This window comes from Agarivorans sp. 2_MG-2023 (assembly GCF_030548085.1).
Classification (GTDB): domain Bacteria; phylum Pseudomonadota; class Gammaproteobacteria; order Enterobacterales; family Celerinatantimonadaceae; genus Agarivorans.
Window position 1 is genome coordinate 34,950 of record NZ_JAUORQ010000009.1, and the last position, 18,874, is coordinate 53,823.

Genomic DNA, 18,874 nt, shown 5'->3' on the forward strand with positions numbered 1-18,874 from the left:
CTCCGCTTACATCTTACTGTCGAGGTATTTACCGGTTTCTTTGTGCCCAAAATCAGGAATCATGGTAAAAAAGAGTTTTACAATTTGTTCCTTGGTCCAAGATCGCTCGTCTTTCATCTCTGAAATACTGTTTTCAAACAAAGAAAGTAGCTCTTGCTCATAAAGAGGGGCATTTTTAATAATGCCTAGATTTGTAAATCGAGACATCTCCAATTCTTCTTTATCCGTGAAAAATTCTTCAAAATCTTTCTCGCCCGTTGTATCACTCGCAGTAAACAAACATGGCCATTTTCCTTGTTCAGGAAGTGTATGAGCTAATTGACGAGCTTCTTCTTCTGTTCCACAAAGATAAGGTTCATAGCCAAGTTGTTCTAAATATTTCACTGCAATGTCAGCAAACGAAATCAGATGAAGAGCTTCGCTCAACTTAGGGAAGAAAATGTCACGATTCTCACCAAAGATACATGACATTAAGCAAAGTTCACCTGACTCTTGAGGTGTAACGAAGTAACGCTTGATATCGTTTGGAGCGACGATAGGTTGGCGTTTTTGAATACGTTGGTTGAATCCATGCAACAATGAACCGTCCGAAAACGCAACATTGGCAAAACGGGCTGTTGAGATCGCCATCTGTTCACTTTTTCGCATTAGGAACATTTCCATAATACGTTTAGAAGCGCCCATCATATTGACTGGGTTTGCCGCTTTATCTGTCGATACACAGAAGTATTTCTTAGCGCCAGCCTCAATAGATTGTTGAATGGTTTTATCTGTATTAAAGACGTTTACATCGATCATTCGCATCAATGTATAAGGATCTTTCTCGCTTCTAACATGCTTAAGTGCGGATAAGTTCAACACATAATCAAAGTTACCATCTGCTTTAATGAACGCATCGTACTCTAGAGAGCCTATGTCCAAAGCGAATGTTTGGAAGTCTCCATTGATGTAACCAAATGAGCTACGAATATCTCGAACCAGCTCTACCATGTTGTTTTCACTAATATCAACAACATGCAGCTTTTTAGGGTTTCGTTTGAAAATTTCTTTGGTTACCGCTTGACCGATCGAGCCTGCACCGCCTAGAACTAAGAATCGTGACTCTGAAACAATACGCGCCAACTCAACTTCATTTTGTTCAATATCTTGTGTGAACAAAGCCTCGCTACGACCAATTAAAGATAAAATAGCATTCATTGCCAAATTCCTTTGGTATCGACTAAATATGGCGAGTTCACTGAATCAACTTTAAATTCTTTGTGATCAACGAGTAATACGTGAATATCAGCCATCGATTTTGCAACATCAAAACTCCGAAGCTCAAGTTGCTCCAATGAACTTGGCAGTTGATGTATATTAGGTTCAACTGCGATCACGCTACCCGCATGTAAAGAAGCGATTTCTTCCACTATTTGCATAGCTGGGCTTTCTCGCAAGTCATCAATGTCAGGTTTAAAAGCTAAGCCATAACACGCAATGGCAATATCCTTTACGGTCTTTTCAGGGTTTTCTTGCAAGAAATCTGCAATGGCCATTTTAGTTTGACCTACAACCCAACCTGGCTTGCTGTCATTAACCTTTCGTGCTGTATGAATAATCCTAGCTTCATCTGGTGTTTTTGAAACAATAAACCATGGGTCAACAGCAATACAGTGGCCACCGACACCAGGGCCTGGTTGAAGAATATTTACACGGGGATGACGATTGGCTAGTGCAATCAATTCCCACACATTGATATCCAACTTATAACAGATAACTGAAAGTTCATTTGCAAACGCAATTTGAACATCACGTGAGCTGTTTTCAGTCAGTTTCGCCATTTCTGCCGTTCGTGCATTAGTGATGACACATTCACCTTGAACAAATGTTTGATATAACTCTACAGACCGCTGTGAGCATTTAGGCGTAAGACCACCAATAACACGATCATTTTCAACCAACTCACGCACCACATGGCCTGGCAGTACACGTTCAGGACAGTGGGCAATGTTAATATCTGCGTCTTCACCATGAGTCTGCGGGAACGTAAGGTCAGAGCGAGCTTTAGCTAACCAATCGGCCATTTTCTCTGTTGCACCAACTGGTGAAGTCGATTCTAATATAACTAGGTCACGTTTCTTTAAGACAGGAGCAATTGCTTTACTCGCAGCCTCAATATAAGAAAGATCGGGTGCTGGAACTTCACCTTCTTTACAAGGTAAGAAAGGGGTTGGAACAGCAATGAGAAACGCATCAGCTGCTTCAGGGGTAATCACCGCTTTTAGATAGCCTTCAGTTACTGCGGCGTTTACGATCATATCGAGCTCAGGCTCTACGATATGAATCTTTCCTTGGTTGATAGTGTCGACAGCATATTGATTAACATCAACACCAACTACTCGTTTTTTACGTGATGCAAACATTGCTGCCGTTGGCAGACCAATGTAGCCTAGACCTATAACGGATACTGTTTCGAAAGACATATATACTTCTCGTCAAATTATTTTGCTAGAACATCTAGAATTCGTTGGCACGCTTTACCATCACCATAAGGGTTATGGGCAAAGCTCATCGCTTGATAAGCTTTTTTATCCAATAACAACTCGCTTAGATTGCTTGTTATCGTTTCCACATCTGTACCAACCAACTTTACAGTACCCGCTTCAACTGCTTCAGGCCTCTCCGTCGTATCACGCATAACTAATACTGGTTTACCTAAGGAAGGAGCCTCTTCTTGAATGCCACCTGAGTCAGTTAAAATAATGTGAGCACGGCTCATTAAATAAATGAATGGTAAATACTGTTGAGGTTCAATAAGGTGGATATTTTCAATACACGCAAGAATACGGTTAACTGGTTCGCGGACATTAGGGTTCAAATGCATAGGATAAACAATTTGAGCTTCTGGGTGCTTTTGTGCAGTAAAAGCTAAGGCTTTACAGATACGCTCAAAGCCGCTACCGAAACTTTCACGACGGTGACCAGTAACCAAAACTAATTTCTTATTTTCTTCCAAAAATGGGAATTGAGCTGATAGAGTTGCGTTCAAGTCTTTATCTGAATCTATTTTATTTTTTACCATCAACAACGCGTCAATCACTGTATTACCAGTAACGCTAATATTTTCTGAATTAAAGTTCTCTTTTTGAAGATTTTCTTGTGAGGTTGTCGTCGGCGCAAAGTGGAAATGGGTTAACGCGCCCGTTAATCGGCGATTACCTTCTTCTGGCCACGGCGAGTAAATATTCCCGGTACGAAGACCAGCTTCAACGTGTCCCACAGCGATTTGCTCATAGTAAGCAGCTAAACTCGCAGCAAACGTTGTTGCTGTATCCCCATGAACTAAAACAACATCAGGCTTAAATTCTTGAAGGATAGGTTTTAGCCCTTGAACAATACGAGCTGTCACATCATTGAGCGTTTGGCCTGCTTTCATTAAATTCAGGTCATAATCTGGCGTTAGTTCGAACAACTCAAGCACTTGGTCTAGCATTTCTCTATGCTGTGCGGTTACGCAACACTTCGAATCATAACGTTCATCTATGTAAAGTGCGTGGACGAGTGGTGCCATTTTAATAGCTTCTGGACGAGTGCCAAAAACCGTAAGAATTTTTTTCTTAACCATTATCTTCTCTTTGATAACTCATAATTTTCGTATTTCGTGAACTAGAGTTTATGACAGTTTATAATTTTTCTATGACAAAGCTATTGAAACGTGCGACTAAAAATCTTGTCTAGTTTTGTCTCGTACCTAAAAGTTTTAACGACCAATAATACTCTATAAACCAATAGTTAAAATAGCTCTTAAATAATTAGCTAACTAGACAATTTAATTCGGTTCAATCTCCGCATTCTTCTAAAAGCATTAACCTTACGGAACGCTTTCAGTAGTCGCCACACATTCTTTAATGCAGTTAAATATCCGATAAATATAAATAAAAACAATCCAAAAGACAGCCAATCCGGAGTATTTAAACAATTAAGTAATACTCCAACCATAGAGATGCTAAAACTTAATAAAGTAATGCACATTAACGTTTGCTTTGAGGTAAAACCTGCTCGCATAAAAATATGATGTAGGTGATCTCTATCAGGTTTAAATGGGGATAAGCCTTTGCGTTTTCGCCTAATCATTACCCCAGCCATGTCCATGAGTGGAATAGCAATAACCCACAAGGCCGTTACTGGTTTAAATGCGGGCGCTTCTCCTTGCGAGCCAATAGCCAAGAGCCAAACTACACTCAAGCCTACAAACATTGAACCTGCATCACCCATAAATATTTTAGTGCGCTTAGGATTATCTGCTCGGCTAAGGTTAAAAATCAGGTACGGAATCAGCGCAACAACTAGGCAAAGTGCAATCCAAGATTCAAGCACAAAACCTTCTATAATAAATAGCAATGAAAGGGATAACATACTAGTGAAGGTAACTCCCCCTACCAAGCCATCTATTCCATCTACCATATTGTAAGCATTTATAGCCCCCATTATTGCCAGATATGTAAAAGGAACTGCCGCCCAACCAAGATGAATATCACCCATTACCAATAAGTTACCTAAGTTTTCTATACGGTCACCACTCGCAAACATCATCACACTAGCTGCAACTATTTGGCAGAACATCCGCAGGCGTACGCTAAGATCGTACTTGTCGTCCAGTATACCTACTAACAGAATTCCACCTGAAGCGAGTAAAAAATACTTGAACGAAATATCATAACCTTGGGCAATTATCAGTAAAGACAATACAAAACCTATATAAACAGCAATACCTCCTATTAGAGGTATTGAGCCTACATGAAGCTTACGCTCATTAGGCTTATCAACTAGCTCATGCTTAATAGCTATAGGTTTTAGCACCTTTATCGCACTATAAGTACCGATAAAAGCAACAAATAAAGACAATATGAAAGTACTCATAAGAAACTGTCACTGTAGACAATGAAAAATTGACGACAACTAGTCATTGTCACCTCCTTTTGCGAAATGGCGTACCAATACAATCATCACACCCAACAATCCGCCCAATAAAGAACCCAATACACAAATTAAGGCTCTTTTGGGTTTTACTTTTTGCTCCGCGACTACGGCGGGGTCGACCACTTTGAATACAAAGTCACCATTAGCCTCAGCAAGCATTAAGGTTTTGGTTTGTTCTTCGATAAGCTGGTAAAAAACGGTTTGCATTTGTGCGACTGAAGTTTTACCTAACTGTTCGGTTAGATAACTTATATTAGCCGTGGTTTCTTGCTGAGAACGCAGCCTCATGACTTGATTTATGTCTTTAATCAACCAAGTTACCCATTGTTGGGCAACTACTGGGGAAATATGCTCTGCCGCTATAGTAATTAATCCGGTCTCTTTATCTGTAGCCACACTTAGCACTTCTTCAATGAACACCCCATGACTTTCTTGCATTGAAGGTTCAGCTTTTTTTGGTGCTTTTACTTCTCTAAGCCATTTCCTTGTATGAATATCGTAGATTTCTGGATCATAGGCTAATTGGCCGCTTACAGCATTCCAATCATTCGCAGCAAGTAAATCAACCTTAATACCATATCTAGTTACAAATTCACTAAAAAATTGCCGCGACTTTAATACTTCAATAGCTAGCGTGGTTTGGTCAGTTCCACCACCGCCGCCGAGGTTAATCCCGGCCAGTGAAGCCAAACCACCAAATTGAGAAGCCATACCGCTCAATTTGTTGCTTTCTTGATTAGATGCAGCTAACAGCGCACTCGCACGATAGATATTAGGTTGATTTATCGCGTATATAACAGCAGCGAACGAAAACAACACCGTACAAGCAATGATCAACCACTTTCCACGCCAAATAACCGAGAACAGCTCGCGCAGATCGATTTCGTCTTCAGCGGCTTCAAAATAAGCTGGTTGATATGCTTGTTGTTGCTGTACTTGTTGAGTCATAAGTCTCTAAAAATTTCTGTTGATTTAATACTTTATGTGAAGTTAGTTCCGCGCTACTTGTTAATCGCGTTATACGCTACACCAATTTGATATAGAATCTGGGTAGCGGCTGTCCAAGTACTTAGCGCATCACGGTAATCTGTATCGATAGGTACCACGATTGTGTCACCGGGCTCTAAAGGTTGTTTATTATTTTTAAACCAGAAACCCGATTCTGGCTTATACACAGAGCCATTTGCTCTAACCACAAACACCCTGTCTTCGTCAGCTTGCTTCTTAGCTCCGCCAGCAAAGTTTATATAATCTTTAAAGTTATATTCGTCATTCAACAAGTACGAAGTAGAAATTTGTACTTCGCCCATTATAGTTACCGTGTTGCGGTATTGCGGTACGTAAAGCAAATCTTGATCTTCTAACATAAAGTCTTTAGAAGAGTCACTTAATAAGATAGCTGGAAGATCCACTACCATACGTCCAAGAGCTTGTGTTCCGCTCATCTCTTGAATTAGCTCAAGCTGTTCTGTTGGGCTCGATGATGAGGTAAAACTACCCGGGCCACTTTGGCGTAAGCTTTTCTTAGCAACTTCTTGGCGAATACCTTCAGCGTAAGAGTCCAGTTGTTTTTGCTCCCTTACACGTAATGCTTCACGGGTAAATACAGCGCCATCTTGGTGGGCATATTCGGTTAAGCCGCCAGCTCTTCCTACCAAATCACCAAGTGTTTCACCTCGTTTAATCACATACGTGCCAGGGAAACGTACCTCACCTTGCAGACTAATAGTCCGTTGCTTTCTTAGATTAGGAATAGCCAGCACATTTAGGCGGTCTCGCGCTTGTAAGACTAGGTTTTGCTCCGGGTTATTTTGAAGAACATCGTTTAAGTCTAAGCGAAGTAAGGTGACATCAGCATTTGCATCATGAACAATAGTTCGAGTCAGTTCACTATGCAGCGCATAAGCGCCATTTTTTAGTCCGCCAGCTGCTTCAATAAGATCTTTTAAGGTGTTTTTATTAGTGATGGGATAGATCCCTGGAAATTTAACTTCACCAAACACTTCTACAACATTTAACTCTCTATTCGCACTAGACTGTTCTTGCAACATGATTAGTACTGGAGCTAATAATTTCTCACGGGTTGAATTAAGAACCTTTTCTATTTCTTCTACTGAGGTATCGGTAATTCTGGCAATTCGCTCTATTTCAGTTTCAACCTTTGGTTGGTTGCTTCTAGATTGCATACCTTTCACTGAACTTGGTTGCTCGCCAGGCACCTGCAGACTTGAGTTTTGCTGCTGGCTATTTTGTTGTTGAACATTTTGATTTTGTGCTACTGATTGGTTTGGTACAAAGCCGACTGGCTGTGCGCCAACAGTTTGATTAGCTACCTGTTCTGCATTTTCCATTTTTGCATTAAAGCTTGCGGCATCAGCACTGAGTAAATCCTTTTCTTTCGCACCAATTTGAAAGGCTTCACTAAATAGCTCCAAATCATATTTGGTAAATACCAGTATTTCATCTTCTGGTTTTAACAAAATATTATCAATTGAATGCTTTTCGGTAATTGCTTGTTCTAGGTTTACCTGTAGTACAGAAATAGTTCGGTCATCTGCTTTGCGAATAACTAAGCTATAATTTAAATCACTACTGTTATTTAAGCTTCTGTGAATACTAGGAAACAAGTCAGCTATTCGCTGTCCTTTACGCCACTGGTAACGGCCATCGCGTGCTACGTTACCTTTAATCGATACATAGTTTTGGGTGCGTTTTGCAACTTGCTCAATCGTTAAAAAATCACCATTTTGTAGGTTTTTTGATAAATCCGCTTTAGCATTCAAATCCAGTGTTACTAAGTCAATTAAACCTTCGTGAGTAATACGCTCAAATCGCGCTGATTTTTTGTAAGCCTTAGTCGTATAACCGCCGGCTAGCTTGATTAGCCCATCTACATTTTCAGAACCCGAAAGCTCATAAATAGCAGGCCTCACCACTTCACCTTCTACGCTGACAGTATCACCAAGAGGGCCTACAAAAATCACATCGCCATTACGCAGTTGTAAATCGTTACTGGTGTCACCTTTTATAAGGAGGTCGTAAACATCAAATCGGCTGATCAGCTGCCCGTCACGTAGCAGTCGAATGTCACGTAGGCTGCCTTGTTGATTAATACCGCCACTCGCATAAAGAGCATGGGTAATGGTAGACAAAGAACTCACTAAATACTTGCCAGGTTGGTAAGCATCACCTAATACAAATACTTCAACGGTACGTAGTTCACCCATAGTGATATTGCTACGAACGCCAATCTTCTTTTCTTTGACTTGCTGACTAAGTAATTCTTTTACTTCATCAAAAGTTAAACCCGCTACATAAACAGGCCCTAACTCTGGGAAACTGATGCTACCATGGCGATTAACCCTAAATTCAAATGTACTGTTTTCTTTACCAAATAGTTGAACATTAAGAGAGTCACCAGGGCCAAGCCGATAATTGTCGGTAACCGGGATATTGTTTAGGGGTGCAAAAGTGGTCGGCTGGGTAGCAAAGACATCTAAACCAAAACGCTGTAATTCTTTAGTTTCTCCAGCACTATTTTTATCTGCTAGAGCCTGCTGTTCAGCTTGTAAGTCACGCTTTTGAGGAAGCTGAGGAGTGACCACCTGATTGGCTTGATTTTGCGAAGCGCCACCAGATGAAAATTGGGAAATATCTACGCCATACTGGCGAGCTAATGCAGCCTGTTGGTCAGCCGGTAGATTCTTCAACATTTGCATTTGATCTGGGCTAAGGTTCATAGCGACGACAATATTAGATAAGCCTAACAAGCAAACAACAATGAGACGTCTTAGTCCAAATTTCATTCCGAATTCTTCTCTTTCTTTTAGCAAAAATTTTAAATTATTATATCGTTCTTAATGACAAGTGCGATAATACTTCAAATAGCATCTTTACGTAAACTTACATTTGGCATTCAGCCTTCTAAAAGCCAATTAATAAACAAAATGTATGTTATCTGTTCACTTATGCTAAACACATGCGCCCTTAGGGACTAAAAGCGATATTGAAAAGCCATATTCACTCCACCAATTTTTGCATTGTCACTGTTCAAACTACTCAGATACTCTAAAGTGATGGCGCTACTTTTACTCAAGGCATAATGACCACCTAAACCAAAACTCATCCCAGATTCTGTACTAGAGCCGACATTCTGTTGATCAAGTTTAGCGCTTGAGCCGCCCAGTAAGCCGTACATAGCTATTTGCTCTGTTAACGGAATGTTTCCCTTAACCAATAGTGAGGCCAGCCCGTCGATTGATATACCACCTGAACGCCCTGTAGATACACCGTAACGACCTTCTACAGCTAAGTAATCGTTGAAGTAATGGCCGACTTGAGCTTGCAAGACCCACGGCTTGCCTTCTTGACTAGAAGAGCCTTCAGCGGTGTATTCTGCGGAGGTATACGAGAAAATGGCTCCAGCATATGTATTAGCTTGAGCGCTAGTGCTAATAGATAGAAAAGCGAAGATTGAAAATAGAATTTTTATACGTTTCGACGTAAACACGAGCTTATCCCTACACTCAGCTAATAACCGGGCGAGAGTATAACACAGCAAAAATTACGTTAAACCGAAGAAGGCAGCTGTTACTTTAGATGGAATCTCAATCAAGCCTAATAATTCAACTATTATTCATTGTTAAAACAATAAATTACATAACGGTATAGTTTTACGAAGCGGTACGTTTAATTGATTTAAATTTGATACAAAGCAAGTATAAAGAGCATCAACAGGTTAAATATTAGTCTTTTGATCCAACTATTTAACGCAGTAGAAACCCTCTATATCAGACACAAGTGAATTGAGTGACGCTAATGGGAAGACATTTATACCCGCTGACGATTCGCGTCCCCCACCCGTATCGTACTTTGCGCAAATGTCACCAGCGCCATACTTTTTAGTAATTGGAGACCGCAGGCTAACCACTGAAGTGTCACTATTGCGTTTTGTTAATATTAAATGAGCTCTAGATGGGTCAGAGTTTGCTAGTTCATTGCCCAAAACACCGCTTACCCTTCTAGCCCAGCTTGAATTCGGTAAAATAACTACTTTTAAACTAGAAGACTGATAATGAGGAGAGACACGCTTAGCTAAAGACATGTCTTGTTCATAGGCTTTTTTAAGCTGACGAAAAGGCGAGTTTGGATCAGTTATTACGTCAAATGGAGAGTGGTATGAACGTAATTGATTAAACAGCTCCGCCGGCGCAAAGTGAAGATCTTCAATACTTGAACCATAGCCATTATAGTTAACCAATACGCCAAGTTCTTTTAGTTGATTGCGCTGCTCTTTATTTAAGCCCTCTGCCTCGGCAAGCTCATTAGCTTTAGCAATCAAATTATCGCCGTAAGCTGCCGCAATAGCCCAATGGCGATACTTACCTTTTAGCTTTGCATCCACCAGCAATGCAGTACACATGTCGGCGCTGGTATCTATTTGAGCAAAAAGATTACCGTGCTGTGGAATATCTCCAGAACGGTGATGATCGAAATATTCAACCTGCGCGCCAAGGTCTAAAGCTTGCTTTAGGCCAGCTTGATTTTTCTCCATGGATATATCTAATACGGTCACTTGATCAGCTGTTTTAAACTCGAAGTCATTCATCAACTGATTATCTCGTTTAACTCCAGTGACCAAAATACTGTCTTTAGGCTGATTCAAGCGCAGTTGAATCAGAGAGATAATCCCGTCCGCATCACCATTAAATATATCGATATGTCTCAACAGAAGCTCCTTACAATCAGCCCGTAGCTTAGGCTTTAATAATGCCAGCGCTTACTAATGCGGCAACAACATACTCGGCGCACTGTTCTATAGACTTGCCATCTGTGTTTACATGCACATCCGCCTGCTCTGGTGCTTCGTAGGTAGAACTTATACCGGTGAAGTTTTTAATTTCGCCACTGCGCGCTTTTTTGTACAGACCTTTTGGATCTCTTTGCTCGCACACTTCTAAAGGCGTATCAATAAATACTTCGAAGAACTCACCGGCATCGAGCTGATTTCGAACTAAGCTACGATCAGCCTTAAAAGGGGAAATAAAGGCAGTAGAAACAACTAGGCCTGCATCAACAAAGAGCTTAGCCACTTCACCAATTCGGCGAATATTTTCAACCCTGTCCGTATCAGAGAAACCTAAGTCTCCATTTAGACCATGTCGAACGTTGTCACCATCAAGCACGTAGGTATGAACACCACGTTGATACAACAAATAATCTACGGCATTAGCAATGGTTGATTTGCCAGAGCCACTTAAGCCAGTAAACCAAAGCACACAAGGTTTATGGCCTTTTTTCATTACACGCAGCTCACGATTAACGCTATGGTTATGCCAAACTACATTTTCACTTTTGATGTCCATGTTCACCCTACTCAATTCTATATAACTAACGGCCTATAATGGAAAGACCATTGGAACCAATGTTAATACTACTGCGCCATATACAACAGCTACAGGAAAACCTAATTTTACAAAGTCTCGCAGGCTATAGCGCCCTGCGTTGTAAACCATCAAATTTGTTTGATAGCCGTAAGGACTCACGAAGCTGGCACTAGCCGCAAACGCGACTGTCATTACAAAGGTCATGGGGTTAGCGCCTAAGGCATTAGCTAAACCATAAGCTACAGGAAACATCAAAGCAGCCGCTGCGTTGTTAGTCACCAGTTCGGTGAATATCCACGTAAGCAGATATAACATAAACAAGCTAATAAAGATCCACTGGCCGTCTATACCACCATTAAAAGCGCTTTCTAAAAGCTGAACCAAACCTGCGTTATGCATCGCTTGTGATAACGCCAAGGCTGAGGCGACTATCAACCAAATTTCTTTAGGGAAACGCCTCACTAATTCGCTAGGCGTTAAACACCTGAAGAAAATCAAACCACCGAGCAACAGCACCATAGCTTTAAACAAACTAATTAAACCAAGAGCAGCACTGCCAACAGCAAGTATAAAACCACCAATGGCAATAATTTCAGAAAGCCCATTTAAGCGAGTATCAGGTTCAACACCACTCACTACAATAAAGTTCTTCGCTAAATTGGTTCTCGATTTAAAATCGCCACCCACCGCCAATACTAAAAAATCACCCGCTTGAAGCGTAGCTTCACCAAGCTTGCCGGATACCCGCTCTCCATCGCGTTTAATCGCCACTACAGCAGCATCAAACCGAGCTCGAAACCCTGCACCCTTTAAACTTTTGCCTACTAACATGCTTTCCGGTCGAATAACCACTTCAGTTAGATTCGACCCTAGTAAGCCGTTTGAATCAGCAAAAGTTTGTAAGCCTGAGAATTGATTTAACTGCATAACCTTAGTGACATCGCCACTAAAGATTAAACGATCGCTTTGTTGCATCACTTCGCTAGGAGCAACAGGGCTGATGAGTTTTCCATCGCGAACGATTTCGACTAAGAATAATGACTCTAAGTGGCGTAGGCCGTTTTCTTCAACACTTTTACCAATCAGTGTTGAATCGGCTTGAATTTTTGCGTCAATAAAATAACGATGGTAATTATTTTCTTCGCGTTTATGGTCAGGCAAATAACGCGAAAAAAAGGCTAAGGTGATGCCGCAAAAAACCACTGCTACTAAGCCAATTAAGGTAAAATCAAAAAAGCCTAAGCTTTCACCAGTACTCTCTATTAACAGACTATTTACGATGAGATTCGTCGAAGTACCAATTAGCGTTAGTGTGCCACCCAGGATAGCCGCGTAAGACAAAGGTAACAATAAGCGACTGGCGCTGTGATAAGGGTTGTTACGAATAGGGGCTAATAGCGTTGCTACAACGGCAGTATTATTAAGCGCTGCTGATGACAACACTGTGGTTGAGAACAGCCTTATCCAAGTAACACGTAGTGAAGGCTTAATAATGGATGCGGCCAATACCCTCAGCAAGCGGGTTTTTTCCAAGGCAATAGAACACAGCATCAATAGTACCAAGGTCATTAAGCCTTGGTTAGATACGCTATCAAGGAGCTGCTCGGTACTGACTAAGTCCAGTACAAACAGCAATAGCATTACCCCACCAAATATTTTAGCGGGGTACTGCTGATAGCGTATTAAAGACGCAATGGTGCCAACGAAAATCACCGCCACCATTATTGCCTGAATGCTCATTACTTAAGTAAATCGCTTAAGTCTTTAGCATCCCAATGTGGGAAGTGTTTGCGAACCAAGGCGTTAAGTTCTAGTTCAAAAGCAGAGAACTCATGCTGTTGGCTTGCTTCTTCTAAGTTACCTTTGGCTTTTATTACACCCGCACCCACAGTTACATTAGAAATACGGTCGATAATAATGAAAGAACCCGTCCCTTTAGCCACATCGTAAGCGTCAAAAGCGACCTGTTGGCTGAATTGGATTTGACATACACCAATCTCATTCAAACCTAAACGCACAGCTTCCTGTTCATCTAAGGTGTTTACGTCAATTTGGTGTTCAATTTTAGCCACAGAGCCAGACGTTGTTTTAGATGCCAGTTTAAAATCATACTGTTTGTTAGCGATAAGCGGCTCTTCAGCCATCCACACTATGGTAGCTTCTGCACTGCTCGCTACCCAAGGTTTATTATTGCTATGCACCAGCATGTTACCGCGGCTAGCATCAATTTCATCTTCTAGGGTAAGCGTTACCGCCATTGGCGCATATGCTTCTTCTAACTCACCGTCAAAAGTAACAATGCTTTTAATTTTCGAGGTTTTACCTGATGGCAAAGAAGTGACTTCATCACCCTTACGAACCACACCAGAACTAATGGTGCCGCAAAAGCCACGGAAATCTAAATTAGGGCGATTGACATATTGCACAGGGAAACGGAAATCATCGAAGTTTTGGCCCGCGCTAATAGGCGCCGACTCCAACATGCCCATTAAAGTTTCGCCATGATACCAAGCACTTTGCTCACTACGTTCAACAACGTTATCGCCATTAAGCGCAGAGATAGGCACGAACTTAATGTGTTCTATGTTTAGGTTCTCAGCAAACTTTTGATACTCGGCTTTAATTTCTTCAAAACGCGCTTCAGAAAACTCAACCAAGTCCATTTTGTTAATAGCTACAATGACTTGCTTAATGCCAAGAGTTGAAACAATAAAGCTATGACGACGAGTTTGAACCTGCACACCGTAACGAGCGTCAATCATCACAATCGCTAAGTCACAGTTAGAGGCACCTGTAGCCATGTTTCGAGTGTATTGCTCGTGCCCTGGGGTGTCGGCAATAATAAACTTGCGTTTATCGGTCGAGAAATAGCGATAAGCAACGTCGATAGTAATGCCCTGCTCTCGCTCAGATTGCAAGCCATCAACCAACAGCGCTAAATCAAACTCACCATCAGTGGTATTAAACCGCTTAGAGTCATTTTTAATGGTGGCGAGTTGGTCTTCAAAGATCATCTTTGAATCATGCAACAAGCGACCAATTAAGGTGCTTTTACCGTCGTCTACGCTACCGCAAGTTAATAAACGCAGTAGTTGCTTTTGTTCGTGCTGCTGTAAATACTCTTCAATATCTGAAGCAATCAGTGCTGATTGATGAGACATGTTTCCCTCACTTTCCTAGTTATTTACTAGGCTCATAAATTCTGTTCTAAATACGCCAAACATTTGCTTGGCAAAAATGCTACTTGGTACAGTTAACTAGACAATTACGTTAAAAGTAACCTTCCATCTTTTTCTTCTCCATTGAGCCGGCACTATCGTGATCAATCACACGGCCTTGTCGCTCAGAGGTTTTGGTCAGCAGCATTTCTTGAATAACTTCTTGCAAAGTGGTGGCTTCAGACTCAACCGCGCCGGTTAATGGGTAACAGCCTAAAGTACGGAAACGCACCATTTTGTGCTGTATTTCACCCTCTTCTACTGGCATACGGTCATCATCAACCATAATCAAGGTACCATCACGCTCTACAACGGGACGTTTTTGAGAAAGGTAAAGAGGCACAATATCGATGTTTTCTAAAAAGATGTATTGCCAGATATCCAGCTCAGTCCAGTTAGATAGCGGGAATACGCGAATACTCTCGCCCTTGTTCACCTTTGAGTTATAGGTGTTCCATAGCTCTGGTCGTTGTGACTTTGGATCCCAGCGATGGTTTTTATCACGGAATGAATAAACACGTTCTTTAGCGCGAGATTTCTCTTCATCGCGGCGTGCGCCACCAAAGGCTGCATCAAACTGGTATTTATTGAGGGCTTGCTTCAAACCTTGAGTTTTCATTACATCGGTATGCACAGCACTACCATGCGTAAATGGACCAATGCCCATTTCCATACCCTCAGGGTTTTTATGCACTAACAATTCAAAATCATATTTTTTTGCCATGTGGTCGCGAAACTGGATCATTTCTTTAAATTTCCAGTCGGTATCCACATGCAGCAATGGGAAAGGTATTTTTCCTGGGTAAAAAGCCTTGCGCGCTAAATGAAGCATTACCGCGGAGTCTTTACCCACAGAATAGAGCATTACCGGGTTGTCAAATTCAGCCGCTACTTCGCGAATGATATGGATACTCTCGGCTTCTAATGCTTTTAGATGAGTTAAATTATAATTTTCCATTTAGTCTTCAGCTCTTAGTTCGTTATATCGTAATCGAATATAAAACAAGCTCAGACTAACTGATAAAGCTAGCCACTACTAGTAACCGCTCTATAACATTATGCTACTTTTAATAACTTGTGATTCTAAGGCTATATGAACTTCTGCATTCAGGAACGTGATGTAAGGAATACCTAGGTTTTGTGTCGTATAAAAAATAGAGATGGATGGTTGAACAACAGAACCTTTAAAACTCTGTTTTCACTAAAGTGCTTTCAACCAATTTTGAGCGCTTAAATACCAATCAATAGTAAGTTCAATGCCTTGTTCAAAAGACACCGATGGAACGTAGCCTAATTCTTGTTGAGTTTTTCTAGCATCAATTGCATATCTGCGATCATGCCCCGGTCTATCATCAACAAAACTAATTAACGATTCCGCTTTACCTGCAATAGCGGCTTTAGCCAGTGGATACTGACTAGCCAATTCAGATGATTTTTTGAAACGACGGTTCAATAATTGGCAAACCAACTTTACAATATCAATATTTGCCCACTCATTATTACCACCGATATTGTAGTTTTCTCCTATTCGCCCTTTATTTAGAACCAGCTCGATACCTCGAGCATGATCTTCCACAAAAAGCCAATCTCGAACTTGCATCCCATCACCATAAACAGGCAAAGTTTTGTCGCCTAGTATATTAGTAATCACTAATGGGATAAGTTTCTCAGGAAAATGATAAGGACCGTAATTATTTGAACAATTAGAAGTAGTTACTTTCAAACCGTAAGTATGGTGATAAGCGCGAACTAGATGATCGCTTGCAGCCTTGCTTGCTGAATAGGGCGAGTTAGGTGCATATTGGCTGTTTTCCGAAAAAGCGGAGTCGTTGGGACCAAGTGTTCCGTATACCTCATCTGTACTAACGTGGTGAAACCGATGCACTAACGACGGCATACCCAAGATATTAGGGTTATCAATCCAAACCCTTTTTGCTGCTTTTAATAAACTGTAGGTTCCTATAATGTTAGTTTCGATAAAAGCATCAGGTCCGGTAATCGAGCGGTCGACATGAGACTCTGCAGCAAAATGAACAATGGTATTAAGTTTTTCTTCATCTAACAAACTCGCCACTAAATCAGTATTACAAATATCTCCAAGCACAAATTTAAAATTTGCGTGACTTTCAACCTTAGCAAGACTCGCTTTATTCCCTGCATAAGTCAGAGAATCTAAAACAACAAGTTGATCTTTAGGGTGATGTTGTAACCAATAGTGCACAAAGTTAGCGCCAATAAAGCCCGCTCCTCCGGTTACCAACATTCGTTTATTCATATAAAGACTCACTATCAGGGCTTAAGGTACAAGTGCATTTAGGTATTTACCATAGGAGTTATTGAGCATTGGCTCAGCTAATGCTTTTAGTTGTTGAGCGCTAATTAATCCAAGTCGATACGCTATTTCTTCTGGACAGCAAACTTTCAAACCTTGTCGTTTCTCCAAAACGGCAATAAACTGTCCAGCTTCAAGCAAAGAGTCATGAGTACCCGTGTCTAACCATGCGCTACCGCGACCGAGTAACTGAACTTTTAATAACCCTTGTTCCAAATATAAGTTTATTAGATCTGTAATTTCTAGTTCACCGCGCTTGGAAGGTTTAAGCTGTTTAGCTAAGTTAACCGCTTGATTATCAAAAAAATAGCAACCAGTAACCGCAAAACTTGATTTGGGCACTTCTGGCTTTTCCTCGATAGACAACACTTTTCCATTTTTATCAAACTCAACCACACCATATCTTTCTGCATCTGTTACATGGTAACCAAAAACGCACGACCCTTCTCTTTGTTTAGCAGCAGAGCTTAAAGCTAGAGATAAACCCTGTCCATAAAACAGATTGTCACCTAAAACTAAGCATGTAGGATTGCCATCCAGAAAGGTTTCTGCGATTAACAATGCTTGAGCAATACCATCTGGGGAATTTTGCACTGCATATTCAAATGTTACTCCCCACTGGGAGCCATTACCTAAAAGCTTTTGGAAACGGGGAAGATCGTCAGGCGTAGAAATGATTAAGATTTCGGTGATCCCCGCTAGCATCAATGTGGCTATTGGATAATAGATCATCGGCTTATCATAGATAGGCATTAGTTGTTTACTAATCACTTGGGTTATGGGGTACAAGCGAGTCCCAGAACCCCCAGCTAAAACTATTCCTTTACGTTTCAAAGCAACCTCTAAAAATCTCAGATAAATGAATTCAGCTTACCGGAAATAACTTCAGGTTTATTCGATCATCAGCGAGGTTTTTGAAACGTAAGCTAAAGCCGATATCAGAAAGCTTACTAATCGACTCGAGATAGTGAGCTTCGGCATTTAAGCCCAAGGCTAAACCGGGGTGGGCGGTATTAAACGGCGCTGGTGCGTCTAACAGACCAGCGTTGGCAAACAATACTTGGTCATGTTCAATAATACCGTACAAACAGGCCACAGGAGCGCGTAAATCTGCCGCTTTAATGATTCGATTTAAGTTACTTAAGGCTTCACTGGGTTGTAACGCTGTGGGGTCGTTGACTAAAAAGCGATTCCACATGTCTTGGAAAAAGCCATTAATGATCACGGCAGCGACTACGCCCTCATCGCCCAATAAACAAATATCTACCACCAAAAAGCCTACGTGGTTTTCATCAATTTGTTTAATAATTGGGAATAAGGTTTGGCCTTTTAAGCGGTAATGGCAGAAAAAACCAATCACTTCCTGAGTTGCTTCCGGCAAAATCTCTCTTAACACTAAACTCGCTTGAGCATCGTTGGTTTTGAAGTGAACTTTATGTTCATCAAACTCAGCAAACTCCATTTGCAAGCTATGGTCATCAGCCATTGAGAGATTAGAGAGAATGGTATGAGTAAGTTCGTTAAAGTCAGTTAAGGGTTTAACTAGAAAATCACAGGCTCCCAATTGCAGTACCTTTCGCAAATCGGCCATGGAGCTTTTTCCAGAAATAACCACAACGCTACCGTTGTAATTATCTAAGCGCTGCAGTAACTCAACCCCATTCATACGGGGCATCATGAGATCCATCAAGATAATATCGTAGTGCTGCTGAGCAATTGCGTCTAAAGCTTGTAGACCATCTTCAACAACCCCAACCATTGCACCCTGTTGGGTTAAAAAGGCAAGCAGCTGCTGACGAAAAACAACTTCATCCTCAACAACCAAAATAGAAATCCCATACAGTGGATTATCGTCCCGCTGTTGCATTCCCCGTAAACTTCCCTTTATTAATTAATAAGTTAGTAAGAGACCAATGGTCTAATCAGTTGACTATATAAGTAAATTGTAAATAACGCTAGTTAGCGAGTTCAAAATTTAT

15 protein-coding genes are annotated in these 18,874 nt (G+C 41.1%); all 15 read right to left on the reverse strand.

The annotated features are described in order from the left end of the window. Positions 1 to 6: 6 nt before the first annotated feature. A complete protein-coding gene (locus Q4549_RS14380) occupies positions 7 to 1,197 on the reverse strand; it encodes a UDP-N-acetylglucosamine 4,6-dehydratase (RefSeq protein WP_303552987.1) in 1,191 nt (396 codons plus the stop codon). Continuing rightward, positions 1,194 to 2,462, reverse strand: coding sequence for a UDP-N-acetyl-D-mannosamine dehydrogenase (wecC, locus tag Q4549_RS14385; protein ID WP_303552986.1), 1,269 nt, complete (start codon positions 2,460 to 2,462; stop codon positions 1,194 to 1,196). The genes Q4549_RS14380 and wecC overlap by 4 nt, the downstream gene beginning before the upstream one ends. 17 nt (positions 2,463 to 2,479) lie before the next feature. Continuing rightward, positions 2,480 to 3,604 carry a non-hydrolyzing UDP-N-acetylglucosamine 2-epimerase gene (wecB, locus tag Q4549_RS14390; protein WP_303552985.1) on the reverse strand — a complete coding sequence of 375 codons (1,125 nt, stop codon included), beginning with the start codon at positions 3,602 to 3,604 and terminating at the stop codon, positions 2,480 to 2,482. A 191-nt stretch (positions 3,605 to 3,795) separates the two neighbouring features. After that, on the reverse strand, positions 3,796 to 4,884 hold the full coding sequence (gene wecA, locus Q4549_RS14395; RefSeq protein ID WP_368411620.1) for a UDP-N-acetylglucosamine--undecaprenyl-phosphate N-acetylglucosaminephosphotransferase: 1,089 nt from the start codon (positions 4,882 to 4,884) through the stop codon (positions 3,796 to 3,798). Positions 4,885 to 4,938: 54 nt separating this feature from the next. Continuing rightward, positions 4,939 to 5,907, reverse strand: coding sequence for a Wzz/FepE/Etk N-terminal domain-containing protein (locus Q4549_RS14400; protein WP_303552983.1), 969 nt, complete (start codon positions 5,905 to 5,907; stop codon positions 4,939 to 4,941). Between the two features lie 53 nt (positions 5,908 to 5,960). Beyond that, positions 5,961 to 8,765, reverse strand: a complete 2,805-nt coding sequence (locus Q4549_RS14405) for an SLBB domain-containing protein (protein ID WP_303552982.1) — start codon at positions 8,763 to 8,765, stop codon at positions 5,961 to 5,963. Positions 8,766 to 8,953: 188 nt separating this feature from the next. Further along, complete coding sequence (locus Q4549_RS14410) at positions 8,954 to 9,469, reverse strand: outer membrane beta-barrel protein (protein ID WP_303514353.1); 516 nt, start codon at positions 9,467 to 9,469, stop codon at positions 8,954 to 8,956. Between the two features lie 252 nt (positions 9,470 to 9,721). Beyond that, the gene (locus Q4549_RS14415; protein WP_303552981.1) at positions 9,722 to 10,687 is read right to left on the reverse strand and encodes a DHH family phosphoesterase; all 966 of its coding nucleotides are present in this window, start codon (positions 10,685 to 10,687) and stop codon (positions 9,722 to 9,724) included. A gap of 28 nt (positions 10,688 to 10,715) precedes the next feature. After that, the gene (cysC, locus tag Q4549_RS14420; protein WP_303514349.1) at positions 10,716 to 11,324 is read right to left on the reverse strand and encodes an adenylyl-sulfate kinase; all 609 of its coding nucleotides are present in this window, start codon (positions 11,322 to 11,324) and stop codon (positions 10,716 to 10,718) included. Positions 11,325 to 11,357: 33 nt separating this feature from the next. After that, positions 11,358 to 13,085, reverse strand: a complete 1,728-nt coding sequence (locus Q4549_RS14425) for an SLC13 family permease (RefSeq protein ID WP_303514347.1) — start codon at positions 13,083 to 13,085, stop codon at positions 11,358 to 11,360. Continuing rightward, on the reverse strand, positions 13,085 to 14,506 hold the full coding sequence (gene cysN, locus Q4549_RS14430) for a sulfate adenylyltransferase subunit CysN (protein WP_303514345.1): 1,422 nt from the start codon (positions 14,504 to 14,506) through the stop codon (positions 13,085 to 13,087). Before cysN ends, Q4549_RS14425 begins: the two co-directional genes overlap by 1 nt. 109 nt (positions 14,507 to 14,615) lie before the next feature. Next, positions 14,616 to 15,521 carry a sulfate adenylyltransferase subunit CysD gene (gene cysD / locus Q4549_RS14435; RefSeq protein ID WP_137671372.1) on the reverse strand — a complete coding sequence of 302 codons (906 nt, stop codon included), beginning with the start codon at positions 15,519 to 15,521 and terminating at the stop codon, positions 14,616 to 14,618. Between the two features lie 243 nt (positions 15,522 to 15,764). After that, positions 15,765 to 16,838: a dTDP-glucose 4,6-dehydratase gene (gene rfbB, locus Q4549_RS14440; protein ID WP_303552980.1), complete on the reverse strand. Its 1,074-nt coding sequence runs from the start codon at positions 16,836 to 16,838 to the stop codon at positions 15,765 to 15,767. A 21-nt stretch (positions 16,839 to 16,859) separates the two neighbouring features. Beyond that, positions 16,860 to 17,729, reverse strand: a complete 870-nt coding sequence (rfbA, locus tag Q4549_RS14445; protein WP_303552979.1) for a glucose-1-phosphate thymidylyltransferase RfbA — start codon at positions 17,727 to 17,729, stop codon at positions 16,860 to 16,862. Between the two features lie 31 nt (positions 17,730 to 17,760). Next, positions 17,761 to 18,762, reverse strand: a complete 1,002-nt coding sequence (locus Q4549_RS14450) for a response regulator (RefSeq protein WP_303552978.1) — start codon at positions 18,760 to 18,762, stop codon at positions 17,761 to 17,763. Positions 18,763 to 18,874: the final 112 nt, after the last annotated feature.